At 69.0% G+C, this 12,723-nt stretch carries 12 protein-coding genes and 1 pseudogene; 9 read left to right on the forward strand and 4 right to left on the reverse strand.

Annotated elements, in window-relative coordinates:
• The first annotated feature begins 248 nt into the window (after window positions 1-248).
• From aceK to bioB, 9 genes are all read left to right on the forward strand, one after another.
• The gene (gene aceK / locus H3O04_RS14100; protein ID WP_027812190.1) at window positions 249-2,066 is read left to right on the forward strand and encodes a bifunctional isocitrate dehydrogenase kinase/phosphatase; all 1,818 of its coding nucleotides are present in this window, start codon (window positions 249-251) and stop codon (window positions 2,064-2,066) included.
• A gap of 56 nt (window positions 2,067-2,122) precedes the next feature.
• A complete protein-coding gene (gene can, locus H3O04_RS14105; protein ID WP_006477653.1) occupies window positions 2,123-2,890 on the forward strand; it encodes a carbonate dehydratase in 768 nt (255 codons plus the stop codon).
• 112 nt (window positions 2,891-3,002) lie between these two features.
• Complete coding sequence (locus H3O04_RS14110) at window positions 3,003-3,680, forward strand: SDR family oxidoreductase (RefSeq protein ID WP_124700715.1); 678 nt, start codon at window positions 3,003-3,005, stop codon at window positions 3,678-3,680.
• Between the two features lie 38 nt (window positions 3,681-3,718).
• Window positions 3,719-4,153, forward strand: coding sequence for a YchJ family protein (locus H3O04_RS14115; protein ID WP_202587901.1), 435 nt, complete (start codon window positions 3,719-3,721; stop codon window positions 4,151-4,153).
• Between the two features lie 106 nt (window positions 4,154-4,259).
• On the forward strand, window positions 4,260-5,531 hold the full coding sequence (locus H3O04_RS14120; RefSeq protein WP_202587902.1) for a dienelactone hydrolase family protein: 1,272 nt from the start codon (window positions 4,260-4,262) through the stop codon (window positions 5,529-5,531).
• A 516-nt stretch (window positions 5,532-6,047) separates the two neighbouring features.
• A complete protein-coding gene (bioA, locus tag H3O04_RS14125; RefSeq protein WP_175782471.1) occupies window positions 6,048-7,394 on the forward strand; it encodes an adenosylmethionine--8-amino-7-oxononanoate transaminase in 1,347 nt (448 codons plus the stop codon).
• Complete coding sequence (bioF, locus tag H3O04_RS14130; RefSeq protein ID WP_077180400.1) at window positions 7,391-8,611, forward strand: 8-amino-7-oxononanoate synthase; 1,221 nt, start codon at window positions 7,391-7,393, stop codon at window positions 8,609-8,611. Before bioA ends, bioF begins: the two co-directional genes overlap by 4 nt.
• Complete coding sequence (gene bioD, locus H3O04_RS14135; protein ID WP_202587903.1) at window positions 8,608-9,327, forward strand: dethiobiotin synthase; 720 nt, start codon at window positions 8,608-8,610, stop codon at window positions 9,325-9,327. Before bioF ends, bioD begins: the two co-directional genes overlap by 4 nt.
• Before the next feature lie 41 nt (window positions 9,328-9,368).
• Window positions 9,369-10,388: a biotin synthase BioB gene (gene bioB, locus H3O04_RS14140; RefSeq protein WP_202587904.1), complete on the forward strand. Its 1,020-nt coding sequence runs from the start codon at window positions 9,369-9,371 to the stop codon at window positions 10,386-10,388.
• Between the two features lie 147 nt (window positions 10,389-10,535).
• Here the strand turns inward: bioB and H3O04_RS14145 are convergent, their stop codons facing one another.
• The 4 genes and pseudogenes from H3O04_RS14145 to H3O04_RS14160 form a co-directional block, all read right to left on the reverse strand.
• Window positions 10,536-11,261 (reverse strand): copper homeostasis protein CutC, encoded by a 726-nt coding sequence (locus H3O04_RS14145; RefSeq protein ID WP_202587905.1) that lies wholly within the window; start codon window positions 11,259-11,261, stop codon window positions 10,536-10,538.
• Between the two features lie 109 nt (window positions 11,262-11,370).
• A complete protein-coding gene (locus H3O04_RS14150; protein ID WP_202587906.1) occupies window positions 11,371-11,775 on the reverse strand; it encodes a hypothetical protein in 405 nt (134 codons plus the stop codon).
• Entirely contained in the window at window positions 11,772-12,158 is a 387-nt protein-coding gene (locus H3O04_RS14155) for a hypothetical protein (protein WP_012329334.1), read from the reverse strand. The genes H3O04_RS14150 and H3O04_RS14155 overlap by 4 nt, the downstream gene beginning before the upstream one ends.
• 157 nt (window positions 12,159-12,315) lie before the next feature.
• A pseudogene (locus H3O04_RS14160) lies at window positions 12,316-12,723 on the reverse strand (EAL domain-containing protein); the annotation flags it as partial.

Below are 12,723 nucleotides of genomic sequence, written 5' to 3' on the forward strand. Positions count from 1 at the left end.
GGGCGGTGCGTCGATTCTATCGCCGTCGCGAGAAAGACGTGCCCGGCGCCCGGCGGCCCGTCAAAAAAAGTTCGTGTCAGAATCGGTTCCGTACCCGTATCTTTACGCGAAGTTGCACCGAACGGCCCCTAACGGCGAGCAACACGCCGATTGGCGACCGCTCGCGCGCCCCGCCGAAAGTCATTGAAACGCCGACTTGGGCGCTAAAATGGCGGGTGCTTACAGCCCCTTGAACGAGCCTGCACGCGATGAATCACTTCCCAAAACTGCTGTCGTCGCAGATCGGTTTCGACGTCGCGCAGACGATGCTCGAATACTTCGATCGCCATTACCGGATCTTCCGCGAAGCGGCGGTCGATGCGAAGACGCTGTTCGAGCGCGGCGACTGGCACGGGCTGCAGCGGCTCGCGCGCGAGCGGATCACGTCGTACGACGAGCGCGTGAAGGAATGCGTCGAGGTGCTGGAAGACGAATACGACGCGGAGAACATCGACGACGAAGTGTGGCAGCAGATCAAGCTGCACTACATCGGCCTGCTCACGTCGCACCGCCAGCCCGAGTGCGCGGAAACCTTCTTCAATTCGGTGTGCTGCAAGATCCTGCACCGCTCGTATTTCAGCAACGATTTCATCTTCGTGCGCCCGGCGATCTCGACCGAGTATCTGGAGAACGACGAGCCCGCCGCGAAACCGACCTACCGCGCGTACTATCCGGGCACCGACGGGCTCGCGGTCACGCTCGAGCGCATCGTCACGAACTTCCAGCTCGACCCGCCGTTCGAGGATCTCACGCGCGACATCGGCTGCGTGATGCAGGCGATCGACGACGAATTCGGCCACTTCGACGAGGCGCCGAATTTCCAGATCCACGTGCTGTCGTCGCTGTTCTTCCGCAACAAGAGCGCGTACATCGTCGGCCGCATCATCAACGCCGACCGCGTGCTGCCGTTCGCGGTGCCGATCCGCCACGTGCGCCCCGGCGTGCTCGCGCTCGACACCGTGCTGCTGCGCCGCGACCTGCTGCAGATCATCTTCAGCTTCTCGCATTCGTACTTCCTCGTCGACATGGGCGTGCCGTCCGCGTACGTGGATTTCCTCTGCACGATCATGCCGGGCAAGCCGAAGGCCGAGATCTACACGTCGGTCGGGCTGCAGAAGCAGGGCAAGAACCTGTTCTACCGCGACCTGCTGCACCATCTGTCGCATTCGAGCGACCGTTTCATCATCGCGCCCGGAATCAAGGGCCTCGTGATGCTCGTGTTCACGCTGCCGTCGTTCCCGTACGTGTTCAAGATCATCAAGGACCACTTCCCGCCGCCGAAGGAAACGACGCGCGCGCAGATCATGGAGAAGTACCAGCTCGTGAAGCGCCACGACCGCCTCGGTCGGATGGCCGACACGCTCGAGTATTCGAGCGTCGCGCTGCCGCTCGCGCGGCTCGATCACGCGCTCGTGCGCGAACTCGAGAAGGAAGTGCCGTCGCTGCTCGAATACGAGGACGACAAGCTCGTGATCAAGCACCTGTACATCGAGCGCCGGATGACGCCGCTCAACCTGTACCTGCAGAACGGCAGCGACGCGGACGTCGAGCACGGCGTGAAGGAATACGGCAACGCGGTGAAGGAGCTGATGAAGGCCAACATCTTCCCCGGCGACATGCTGTACAAGAACTTCGGCGTCACGCGCCACGGCCGCGTCGTGTTCTACGACTACGACGAGATCGAATACCTGACCGACTGCAACGTGCGGCGCGTGCCGCCGCCGCGCAACGAGGAAGACGAGCTGTCCGGCGAACCGTGGTATACCGTCGGCCCGCACGACATCTTTCCGGAGACCTACGGGCCGTTCCTGCTCGGCGACCCGCGCGTGCGCAGCGTCTTCATGAAGCATCACGCGGACTTTTTCGATCCCGCGCTGTGGCAGGCGAGCAAGGACAAGCTGATGCAGGGCGAACTGCCCGATTTTTATCCGTACGACGCGACCCTGCGCTTTTGCGTGCGCTACCCCGCGCGCTTCGGCGCGACGGGCCGCAACGACGGCGCGGGCGACGCGCAGCGCGCCGCCTGACGCCGGCCACACCCGATCCGATATCGACTTGATTTCCGCCAACGGAATCCACACCGATGACTACCCAAGACAATCCGCTTTCACATCTGTTCGACAACAACGATGCCTGGGTCAGGCGCCAGCTCGCCGACGATCCCGATTTCTTCGCACGACTCGCCGACCAGCAGGCGCCGGAATATCTGTGGATCGGCTGCTCGGATTCGCGCGTGCCGGCGAACCAGATCATCGGCCTGCCGCCGGGTGAAGTGTTCGTGCACCGCAACATCGCGAACGTGGTCGTGCACAGCGACCTGAACTGCCTGTCGGTGATCCAGTTCGCGGTCGACATCCTGCGCGTGAAGCACATCATGGTCGTCGGCCACTACGGCTGCTCGGGCGTGAACGCGGCGTTGCACAACCGCCGCGTCGGCCTCGCGGACAACTGGCTGCATCACGTGCAGGACGTGCGCGAGCGCCATGCGGCCCTGCTCGACGAATGGCCGGTCGGCGAAGCGCGTTACCGTCGCCTGATCGAGCTGAATTCGATCGAACAGGTGGTCAACGTGTGCCGCACGACGATCGTCAACGACGCATGGGCACGCGGCCAGTCGCTGACCGTGCACGGGCTCGTGTACGGCGTGCACGACGGCCGGATGCGCAACCTCGGGATGTCCGTGTCGAACTTCGATGCGCTCGACGCAACCTACAAGCGCTGCGTGGCGGCGCTGACCGCGCGCGGCCAGCATGCGCCCGACAACGACATGGTCGCGGCGGACGCCGCGCAGCTCGACGGCGTCGCGCAGGCGGTCGCCGCCACGCTGAAGCCGTGCGACGACGCGCAGTAACGTGCGGTGACGCGCCGGCCGCCCGGCGGCGACTGCCGCGCGGGCGCGGCACGCATCGAACGGATCTGACACCGGCACCGCCATGGCGGCGCCAACCCAAGGAGCGACGGACATGAAAACCGTATTGATCGTCGGCGCATCGCGCGGCCTCGGCCGCGAATTCGTCCGGCAATACCGGCGCGACGGCTGGAACGTGATCGCCACCGCACGCGACGCGGCATCGCTCGACGCGCTGCGCGCGCTCGGCGCGCAGCCGCATGCGCTCGACATCGCGCGGCCCGAGCAGATCGCGGCGCTCGGCTGGAAGCTCGACGGCGAACGGCTCGACGCGGCCGTGCTGGTGTCGGGCGTGTACGGGCCGCGCACCGAAGGCGTCGAGACGATCACCGCCGAGGATTTCGACGCGGTGATGCATACCAACGTGCGCGGGCCGATGCAGTTGCTGCCGATCCTGCTGCCGCTCGTCGAGGACGCCCGCGGCGTGCTGGCCGTCGTGTCGAGCCGGATGGGCAGCATCGCCGAGGCGACCGGCACGACCGGCTGGCTGTACCGCGCGAGCAAGGCCGCGCTGAACGACGCGCTGCGCATCGCGTCGCTGCAGACGCGCCATGCCGCGTGCATTTCGCTGCATCCCGGCTGGGTGCGCACCGACATGGGCGGCGCGCAGGCCGCGATCGATCCGGAAACGAGCGTGACCGGCATGCGTCGCGTGATCGCCGAATCCGCTTCGGACGTGTCCCAGGCGAACGGCCGGTTCTTCCAGTACGACGGCATCGAGCTGAGCTGGTGAGTCCGCCGGCAACCCGGCGTTGTTAATTCACATTTCGCATGATTTTGACCCGACCTGACGCGTGCCCGTGCGGCGGCGCGTCCCCCGCGCCCGCCAAGGCGCCGCCGCCGCGCTACGCGGCCTGCTGCGGCCGCTTCATCGACGGCGGCGAAACCGCCCCGACCGCACTCGAATTGATGCGTTCGCGGTACAGCGCGTATGTGCTCGGCGCGACCGATTACCTGCGCGCGACATGGGCCGCGCGCACCTGCCCGCCCGATCTCGACACCGACCCCGACGCGCCGGACGCGCCTCGCTGGCTGGGCCTCGCGGTCAAACGCCACGTGCCACTCGACGACCGACACGCGGAGGTCGAATTCGTGGCCCGCTACAAGGTCGGCGGCCGCGCCTACCGGCTGCACGAGACGAGCCGTTTCGAGCGCGACGAGCAGGGATTCTGGCGCTATGTCGACGGCGAAGTAAGTGAACGCTGACAAATAGTTGCCATGTCAGACGCCGGGTTATTCCCGCATTGCACAACCTGATTTTGTCGGGCTACGATGGGCTCGAATTGGTCATGTTGCATGGCAGGGCTTACGGATGGCGTTCAGCAAGGTATTGGTGGGATGGATGGCGGCCTGTGCGCTGTCGGCCGCTCAGGCCGGTACGCTGCCGAGCGCGAACACGGGTGCAGGCGCCAGCGGCTCGCTCGCCCACGCCGAGCACTTCGACTACGCCGACGCGAACCTGCCGCAGGTCGCCGCCGACCTCAACGAACAGATCCTCCGCATTCCGGCCGACGCGTCGGGCGCCGTCACGCTCGAGGCGACGCTCTTCAAGCCGAACGGCCCCGGCCCGTTCCCGCTCGTCGTCTTCAATCACGGTAAAAATACCGGCGATCTGCATCTGCAGCCGCGCAGCCGGCCGCTCGCGTTCGCGCGCGAATTCGTGCGCCGCGGCTATGCGGTGATCGCGCCGAATCGCCAGGGCTTCGCCGGTTCGGACGGCACGTACCGGCAGGAAGGCTGCAACGTCGGCAAGAACGGCCTCGCGCAGGCCGCGGACGTCGATGCGACGGTGCGCTACATGGCGCGCCAGCCGTACGTCGATGCGTCGCGCATCGTCGTCGCCGGCACGTCGCACGGCGGGCTCGTGTCGGTCGCCTACGGCACCGAAGCCGCGGCGGGCGTGCGCGGCATCATCAACTTCTCCGGCGGGCTGCGCCAGGACCTGTGCGACGGCTGGCAGCGCAACCTCGTCGACGCGTTCGACCAGTACGGTGCGCACACGGCCGTGCGGTCGCTGTGGCTGTACGGCGACAACGATTCGGTGTGGACGCCCGCGCTCGTCGCGCAGATGCACGATGCGTACGTGTCGCACGGCACGCAGGCGCAGTTCATCGATTTCGGCCGCTACAAGGACGATGCGCACCGGCTGATCGTCGATCGCGACGGCGTGCCCGTCTGGTGGCCGGCCGTGCACGCGTTCCTTGCCGAACTGAACCTGCCGACCGCGGTGCGCTATGCGGTCGCGAACCCGCACGAACCGAAGGCCACCGGCTATGCGTCGATCGATGCGGTCAACGCGGTGCCCTACGTCGACGAAGCCGGCCGCGAAGGCTATCGCCGCTTCCTGAACCAGCATCCGAGCCGCGCGTTCGCGGTGTCGTCGGAAGGCGCGTGGTCGTGGGCCGAAGGCGGCGACGATCCGATGGCGCTGGCGCTCGACAACTGCGCGAAGCAAGGCGCGGGCGCCTGCCGGCTGTATGCGGTCAACGACCGCGTCGTGTGGAACGACAGCACGACGCAGACGGCCGACAACGGCGACGACAACACCCGCGCCCCCGATACGCGCGCACTGGCTTCGCGCTGACGCGCGGTTGTCGTTTCTCCCGCTTCCCCCTTCGCGCGCCGTCGACTCAACGTCACCGCGGCACTCCGCCGCCTGCTCGTCAAATCGAGCACACGCCGCGTAATGCTCGTTTTTACGAGCAATCGACCTGAATTCGCGCCAGATTTCGTCCGGTCGTCCGGCGTTGCGCCGCCCCGCGTCGATCGACCCCGCGCACAACAAGTTCGCCCCCTTGTCGCCGTCAGCATCTCACCCTCATCGCTCCCCCTATTTCGACGCTCCATCGCGCCCCGGCCTGCGATTTTTTTCTGTCGGGGGGTGTCACTCGAACGTCGTCATCTGCGCGCATTTCGCGCGATCCGCCGCGTTCCGTTCCGAGCACCCCCGAACTGCGCCGAACTCCCGCCCAGCAAGGCTGTGCGGCGTTTGTAACCGCTAGTGCAACGTCCGGCGGAACACGCTAATCTCTGCGCGTTTCGTGTCCCGCCGCGCGGCATCCCGTCGATGCCGCGCGATCGTTTTACCCCCGGAGTCGCCTTGAGTACGCCAGCCACCGACGACTGGGTCGCGCGCAGCCTGCGCGCGGTCTGGCACCCCTGCACCCAGATGAAGCATCACGAGCGCCTGCCGCTCGTCCCCGTCGCGCGCGGCGCGGGCCTGTGGCTGTACGACCGTGACGGCCGCCGCTACTTCGACGCGATCAGCTCCTGGTGGGTCAACCTGTTCGGCCATGCGAACCCGGACATCAACGCGGCGCTGAAGGACCAGCTCGACACGCTCGAGCACGCGATGCTCGCCGGCTGCACGCACGAACCCGCGATCGAGCTCGCCGAACGGCTGCACGCGCTCACCGCGCGCACGCTCGGCCATGCGTTCTTCGCATCCGACGGCGCGTCGGCCGTCGAGATCGCGCTGAAGATGAGCTTCCACGCGTGGCGCAACCGCGGCCGCGCGAACAAGCAGGAATTCGTCTGCGTCGCGAACAGCTATCACGGCGAGACGATCGGCGCGCTCGGCGTGACCGACGTCGCGCTGTTCAAGGATGCGTACGACCCGCTGATCCGCCACGCGCACGTGGTCGCGTCGCCCGATGCGCGCGGCGCGCTGCCGGGCGAGACGGCCGCCGACGTCGCGGGCCGCGCGCTCGCGGACGTGCGGCGCCTGTTCGTCGAACGCGGCGACCGGATCGCCGCGCTGATCGTCGAGCCGCTCGTGCAATGCGCGGCCGGCATGGCGATGCACGATCCGTCGTACGTGCGCGGGCTGCGCGCGCTGTGCGACGAATTCGGCGTGCACCTGATCGCCGACGAGATCGCGGTCGGGTGCGGGCGCACCGGCACCTTCTTCGCGTGCGAGCAGGCCGGCGTCTGGCCCGATTTCATGTGCCTGTCGAAAGGGATCAGCGGCGGCTACCTGCCGCTGTCGCTGGTGCTCACGCGCGACGACGTGTTCGCGGCGTTCTACGACGACGACACGACGCGCGGCTTCCTGCACTCGCATTCGTACACCGGCAACCCGCTCGCGTGCCGCGCGGCCGTTGCGACGCTCGACCTGTTCGCGCGCGACGACGTGCTCGCGAGCAATGCCCGCAAATCGGCGACGCTGCGTGCGGCGCTCGCGCCGCTCGACGCGCACCGCCAAGTGCGCCACCTGCGCGAGCGCGGCACGCTGTTCGCATTCGACGTCGCGCTCGACGGCGACGCGGCGCGCGGCTTCTCGCGACGTTTCTTCGAACACGCGCTCGAACGCGAGCTGCTGCTGCGCCCGATCGGCACGACCGTGTACCTGATGCCGCCGTACGTGATGAGCGACGACGACATCGCGTGGCTCGCGCAGCGCACGCGCGACACGCTCGACGCGACGCTGGAGGACCTCGGCCGATGAGCCTGCTCGACACCCTGCAACGCGGCCTCGCCGACCTCGACGCGCAAGGGCTGCGCCGCGTGCGCCGCATCGCCGACACCGCGTGCGACGCGCGCATGACCGTGAACGGCCGCGAAATCGTCGGCTTCGCGAGCAACGACTACCTCGGCCTCGCCGCGCATCCGGCGCTCGTCGCCGCGTTCGCGGAAGGCGCGCAGCGCTACGGCTCCGGCAGCGGCGGCTCGCACCTGCTCGGCGGCCATTCGCGCGCGCACGCCAGACTGGAAGACGAACTCGCGGGCTTCGCGGGCGGCTTCTCCGATGCGCCGCGCGCGCTGTATTTCAGCACCGGCTACATGGCGAACCTCGCCGCGATGACGGCGCTCGCCGGCAAGGGCGCGACGATCTTCTCCGATGCGCTGAACCATGCGTCGCTGATCGACGGCATGCGGCTGTCGCGCGCGAACGTGCAGGTCTATCCGCACGCCGATACGGCCGCGCTCGCCGCGCTGCTCGACGCATCGGAGGCCGAAACGAAGCTGATCGTCAGCGACACCGTGTTCAGCATGGACGGCGACCTCGCGCCGCTCGCCGAACTCGTCGCGCTGGCCGAACGCCACGGCGCGTGGCTCGTCGTCGACGACGCGCACGGCTTCGGCGTGCTCGGCCCGCAGGGTCGCGGCGCGCTCGCGGCCGCCGCGCTGCGTTCGCCGCATCTGGTGTACGTCGGCACGCTCGGCAAGGCGGCCGGCGTCGCCGGCGCGTTCGTGATCGCGCATGAAACCGTGATCGAATGGCTGATCCAGCGCGCGCGCAGCTACATCTTCACGACCGCCGCGCCGCCGGCCGTCGCGCATGCCGTGTCGGCAAGCCTCAAGGTGATCGCGGGCGACGAAGGCGACGCGCGCCGCGCGCACCTCGCCGCGCTGATCGAACGCACGCGCGCGCTGCTGCGCAATACGCGCTGGCAGCCGGTCGATTCGCACACGGCCGTGCAGCCGCTCGTGATCGGCAGCAACGATGCGACGCTCGCGGCGATGCGCGCGCTCGACGCGCACGGCCTGTGGGTGCCCGCGATCCGGCCGCCGACGGTGCCGGCCGGCACGTCGCGGCTGCGCGTGTCGCTGTCGGCCGCGCATTCGTTCGACGATCTCGCCAGGCTCGAAGCCGCGTTGATCGAGGCCAGCGAGGCGGCCGCGGCCTCCGTTGGAGCGGCCCGGCAGGAGGCAGCAGCATGACCGCCCCGCTCTCCGTCTTCGTCACCGGCACCGACACCGAGATCGGCAAGACCTTCGTGTCGGCCGCGATGCTGCACGGCTTCGCGCGGCACGGGCTGCGCGCGGCCGCGCTGAAGCCGGTCGCGGCCGGCGCGTACGAACGCGACGGCGTGTGGCGCAACGAGGATGCGGACCAGCTCGACGCCGCCGCGAACGTCGTGCTGCCGCCCGAACTGCGCACGCCGTTCCTGCTGAAAGCGCCGGCCGCGCCGCATATCGTCGCCGCGCAGGAAGGCGTGACGCTCGACCTCGACACGATCGTCGCGTGCCATCGCGAGGCGCTGACGCGCGCGGACGTGGTCGTCGTCGAAGGCGTCGGCGGCTTTCGCGTGCCGCTGAACGATACGCAGGACACCGCCGATCTTGCGGTCGCGCTGGGCCTGCCCGTCGTGCTGGTGGTCGGCGTCCGGCTCGGCTGCATCAACCACGCGTTGCTGACGGCCGATGCGATTCGCCAGCGCGGCCTCACGCTCGCGGGCTGGGTCGCGAACCACGTCGACCCGGCCATGTCGTTCGCCGACGAGAACGTCGCGACGATTCGCGACTGGCTTGCGCGCGAGCACCGCGCGCCACTCATCGGCCGCATCGCGCACATGACGCCGGCCGCCCCCGAATCCGCCGCGGCGATGCTCGACATCGCCGCGCTCGTCGAGTCGCTGCGCGCCGCGCGGCATTGACCCAACCGATCCCCCAATCCCGCCCAGGACAGGAAAACGAAATGACCCAAGCCCAGACCGCCGCCGTGCAACCCGCCGCGATCCCCGTGGCCGCCCCGGCGTCGCAGCGCTGGCGCGTCGCCGACGTCGTCGCGCTGTTCGAGCTGCCGTTCAACGATCTGATGTTCCGCGCGCAGCAGGTGCATCGCGAGCACTTCGACGCGAACGCGGTGCAGCTGTCGACGCTGCTGTCGATCAAGACGGGCGGCTGTGAGGAAGATTGCGGCTACTGCTCGCAGTCGTCGCATCACGACACGGGCCTGAAGGCCGAGAAGCTGATGGACGTCGACGCGGTGCTCGACGCCGCGCGCGCGGCGAAGGCGAACGGCGCGAGCCGCTTCTGCATGGGCGCCGCGTGGCGCAACCCGAAGGAGCGCCACATGCCGGCGCTGACCGAGATGGTGCGCGGCGTGAAGGAGCTCGGTCTCGAGACCTGCATGACGCTCGGCATGCTGGAAAACGAACAGGCCCGGCAGCTCGCCGATGCCGGCCTCGACTACTACAACCACAACCTCGACACGTCGCCGGAGTTCTACGGCCAGGTGATCTCGACGCGCACGTACCAGGATCGCCTCGACACGCTCGACCGCGTGCGCGACGCGGGCATCAACGTGTGCTGCGGCGGCATCATCGGGATGGGCGAGTCGCGCCGCGAACGCGCGGGCCTGATCTCGCAGCTCGCGAACCTGAACCCGTATCCGGAATCGGTGCCGATCAACAACCTCGTCGCGATCGAAGGCACGCCGCTCGAAGGCACCGCGCCGCTCGATCCGTTCGAGTTCGTGCGCACCATCGCGGTCGCGCGCATCACGATGCCGAAGGCCGTCGTGCGCCTGTCGGCCGGGCGCGAGCAGCTCGACGACGCGATGCAGGCGATGTGCTTCCTCGCCGGTGCGAACTCGATGTTCTACGGCGACCAGCTGCTGACGACCAGCAACCCGCAGACGCAGCGCGACCGCGCGCTGTTCGAGCGCCTCGGCATCCGCGCGAGCCAGGCCGACGCGCTGTCGGACAACGCGTAAGCGGCAACGGCCGGCGCGCCGCGCCCGCCAACGAAAAAGCCGGGGCATGCCCCGGCTTTTTTCATCCGATCGTCTGTGTCGGGTCGCCCTGCGCGTCGCGAATCGAAAGTCTTCTCGACGCGCCCACGCGCAGCTTCGGCATGCGCGTCACACGTGCGACGCCGCGCCGTCGAGCGCCGCGCGCACGCGCTCGACGCGCTGCGCGTCGACGGGCGCCAGCACCTCGCCGCGCGGCCGCACGCCCGAGCCGAAATGCACCGCGCGCACGCCGGTGGCGCGAACGAAGTCGCCGACCGCGTCGATCGTGAGCCCCGAGCCGGCCAGCACCGTGCAGGTCGTGCCCGCCGCCTGCCGCACGAGCCGCGTGATCGTCGCGACCGCATCGAGCACCGACGGATGGCCGCCCGACGTCAGCACGGACGTGACGGCCGGCACGCGCAGCAACGCGTCGAACGCGGCGCTCAGATCGCGCGCGACGTCGAATGCGCGGTGAAACGTGAGCGCGCGCCCGTCGGCGGCGGCCGCGATCCGGGCCAGCGCACCGAGATCGACGTCGCCATGCGCGTCGAGCGCGCCGAACACGACGCCGTTCGCGCCGGCCGCGACCGCCGCGCGCACGTCGCGCTCGATCACGCGCAGGTCGTCGGCGTCATAGACGAACGAGCGGCTGTGCGGACGCACGATCACGTTGACGGGAATCGGCACGGCGGCCACGACGGCCTCGATCAGGCCGACGCTCGGCGTCAGCCCGCCTTCGGTGATCGCGGTCACGAGTTCGAGGCGGTCGGCGCCCGCGCGGGCGGCGGCCTTCGCATCGCCGACGGTCGTGGCGATCACTTCGAGGAGAACGGAGGAAGCGGCGTGTCGGTTCATGGGCGGCCCGCGAATCGTCTGGACAATTCGCGCATCCTAGCCGAGCCGCGTGACGGACGCCAGCGTCGCGGCCGCCGCGGACTTCAGCCGCGGACTTCAGCCCAGTACGTCAGCCGCGCCGCACGAGCCAGACGCCGACGAGCGCGGACAACGCCGTCACCGCGGTGCCGGACACGAACCGGAACATGCGCGCATCGAAGTACGCGCCCTGCTGCTGCATCACGTCGACGATCGCCGGCGTGAGCACGAGCATCCCCCAGCCGACCATTCCGAGCGCGGTGGTCGCGGCCGCGACGAGCAGCGTGATGCCCGCGCCGCGCGCACGCGGCCGGAATACGCCGGCAAACGCACCCGCGGCCAGCAGCACGGCCGACACCGCGAACAGCACGGCAACGAGTACGCCCGTCGCGCCCGCGTGGCCGACTTTCATGAACGCGGCCATCTGCGCGGCCATCACGCAGAAGCCGGCGATCGAGAACAGCGCGATCGCCAGCGCGTTGCGCACGACGCTCACGCGAAGGCGTGCCGGAAATACGCGGTCGCCGGGCGCCGGAACAGCAGATAGACGAACACCGCGAACAGCAGGAAGCCGGGAATCAGCACCATGAACATCGACTTCGGCATGTTGACGAACGAAAACGCGAAGCCGAACACCGACGTCGCGAGGTAGGCCTTGCGCGACCACTCGCGCCCCTTGAGGATCGCGATGCCGATCACGACGTTCGCGGCTTCGATGATCACGCTGATGCCGAGCGTCGCCCAGACGGGCAGCAGGTAGTGCGACAGCAGCGCCTGGGTGGTCGGCATGCCGATCGAGAACGGCGTATAGACGCAGGTGATCGCGTTGGTCACGATGATGATCCACGCGAGGATGGTCAGCGAAATCGGTCTTTTCATGGTGTTTTCCTTTTTATATTCGCCGCCATGGTGGCCCCCGGGACGGCGCGCGCGGTCACGACGGCCGCGCTCGCGCCATTGTCGGGGAAGCACGCGGTGAACGCAACGGCCGCCCCCGCGGCCCCGCACGCCCTCGCCGCATGCGAGCCGTGCGTCGCTACGCGGCCTGCGCGTCGTCGTCGAGCCAGTCGATATCGCCGCACAGCACGCGCTGCGCATCGCCGACGCGCACGGCCACCGACAGCGTCACGCACGGCTGCGCCTCGTTGATCGACAGGTACGGCCGCGTGACCTGCACGCGCCCCGGCTCGGCGATCGCCGAGCGGAAATACGGCCGGCGCAGCCAGTTCGCGCCCTGCGCGTCCGCCAGCGGCGAAAAACGCGCCTCGGCCAGCGCGCGATCGGCGCGCAGCACGACGTTGCGGCCCGACTGCCGGCCCTGCGCGTCGAGCAGGAAGCAGCGCGCGGCGGCGTCGAGCGCGAGGAAATTCCAGCACACCTCGTCCAGCGGCTCGCCGGCCTCGAGGCGCTCGGCCGCGCGTTCGAACGCGCGCAGGTACGGGGC

It is taken from the genome of Burkholderia sp. KCJ3K979 (genome assembly GCF_016759955.1).
GTDB classification, from domain to species: Bacteria; Pseudomonadota; Gammaproteobacteria; order Burkholderiales; family Burkholderiaceae; genus Burkholderia; species Burkholderia orbicola.